This is a genomic window from Pseudomonas sp. NPDC078416 (assembly GCF_050268485.1).
Classification (GTDB): domain Bacteria; phylum Pseudomonadota; class Gammaproteobacteria; order Pseudomonadales; family Pseudomonadaceae; genus Aquipseudomonas.
This window is the reverse complement of sequence record NZ_JBNNGV010000068.1, coordinates 1-1,803: the sequence shown is the minus strand read 5'-3', so window position 1 is coordinate 1,803 and position 1,803 is coordinate 1. Positions and strand designations below refer to the sequence as shown.

The window sequence follows — 1,803 nt, the reverse complement described above, 5'->3', positions numbered from 1 at the left end:
GCGCAGACGCCCCAGCTGGATCTCGGTGATGCCTGCGATCTGGTCGCGCGCCAGCGGTTCGAAGATCACGACAGGTTCCGGTCGAAGTTCGTCCGTCCCGTCGTAATGCTCTGGCAATGCGTTGGCTGGTAGACTTCGCGCGCAAGCGCGGTGAGAAGTCTATGGCTCTGCGTTTGGCTGGCGAACTGTTGGACGCCGCCGAAGGTAAAGGTGCTGCGGTCAAGAAGCGTGAAGACGTGCACCGTATGGCTGAAGCCAACAAAGCTTTCTCGCACTACCGCTTCTAATTTCAGCGTCACTAATTTTGCGAGGGCTTTATGGCTCGTACTACACCGATCAACCGTTACCGTAACATTGGTATCGTTGCTCACGTGGATGCTGGTAAAACCACCACCACCGAGCGCGTCCTTTTTTACACCGGTAAAAGCCACAAGATGGGCGAGGTGCATGACGGCGCCGCGACCACCGACTGGATGGTTCAGGAGCAGGAGCGTGGTATTACCATTACTTCTGCTGCTATTACTGCCTTTTGGCAGGGTTCCGAGAAGCAGCACAAAGACCAATACCGCTTCAACGTCATTGACACCCCGGGCCACGTAGACTTCACCATTGAAGTTGAGCGTTCCCTGCGTGTACTCGACGGCGCGGTCGTTGTGTTCTGTGGTACTTCTGGCGTGGAGCCTCAGTCCGAAACCGTATGGCGTCAAGCCAACAAATACGGTGTTCCACGTATCGTTTACGTGAACAAAATGGACCGTGCTGGCGCAAACTTTCTGCGCGTAATTGCTCAGATCAAGCAGCGTTTGGGTCACACTCCGGTGCCGATCCAGTTGGCAATCGGTGCTGAAGACAACTTCCAGGGTCAGATCGATCTGATGTCCATGGAAGCGGTCTACTGGAACGATGCCGATAAGGGTATGGTCCCTGTTCGCAAGCCTATCCCTGCTGAACTGCAGGAACTGGCTAACGAATGGCGCAGCAACATGGTCGAGGCTGCGGCCGAAGCCAACGAAGAGCTGATGAACAAGTACCTTGAGGGTGAAGAGCTCACCAACGAGGAAATCAAGGCTGCTCTGCGTCAGCGTACTATCGCTGGCGAGATCGTTCTTGCTGTCTGCGGTTCTTCCTTCAAGAACAAGGGTGTTCCCCTGGTTCTCGACGCCGTCATCGACTACCTGCCGGCTCCAGTCGACATTCCTGCTATCAAGGGTACCAACCCTGATAACGAGGAAGAAGAAATGGAGCGTCATGCAGACGACAACGAGCCGTTCTCGGCTCTGGCGTTCAAGATCGCTACAGACCCATTCGTGGGTACCCTGACCTTCGTCCGTGTTTATTCGGGCGTGTTGGCATCCGGCGACGGCGTGATCAACTCGGTCAAGGGCAAGAAAGAGCGCGTGGGCCGTATGGTGCAAATGCACGCAAACGCTCGCGAAGAGATCAAGGAAGTGCGCGCTGGTGACATCGCGGCCTTGATCGGCATGAAGGACGTCACCACTGGCGAAACCTTGTGTAACGCTGACAAGCCAATCATCCTGGTTCGGATGGACTTCCCGGAGCCGGTTATTTCGGTTGCCGTAGAGCCTAAAACCAAGGATGACCAGGAAAAAATGGGTATCGCACTGGGCAAACTTGCTCAGGAAGACCCGTCTTTCCGCGTCAAAACTGATGAAGAGACTGGTCAAACGATCATCTCTGGCATGGGCGAGGCAATCTGCAGCATCTGGCAGACGGCGTGCTGGAAGGTCATGCCAGCGCGGTGCTGGCGGCGAGCATTTTCCACTTCGGCGAATACACCGTGCC

The 1,803-nt window shown here is 55.6% G+C and carries 4 pseudogenes; 3 read left to right on the top strand and 1 reads right to left on the bottom strand.

What is annotated here, in order from left to right:
• A pseudogene (locus ACQKEN_RS25360) lies at positions 1-78 on the bottom strand (hypothetical protein); the annotation flags it as partial.
• Here ACQKEN_RS25360 and ACQKEN_RS25355 point away from each other — a divergent pair.
• The 3 pseudogenes from ACQKEN_RS25355 to ACQKEN_RS25345 form a co-directional block, all read left to right on the top strand.
• Positions 72-287: pseudogene (locus tag ACQKEN_RS25355) on the top strand (30S ribosomal protein S7); the annotation flags it as partial. The pseudogenes ACQKEN_RS25360 and ACQKEN_RS25355 sit on opposite strands and share 7 nt — an antisense overlap.
• Positions 288-317: 30 nt before the next feature.
• Positions 318-1,709 (top strand): annotated as a pseudogene (fusA, locus tag ACQKEN_RS25350) (elongation factor G); the annotation flags it as partial.
• Positions 1,703-1,803 (top strand): annotated as a pseudogene (locus tag ACQKEN_RS25345) (imidazole glycerol phosphate synthase subunit HisF); the annotation flags it as partial. The pseudogenes fusA and ACQKEN_RS25345, both read left to right, overlap by 7 nt.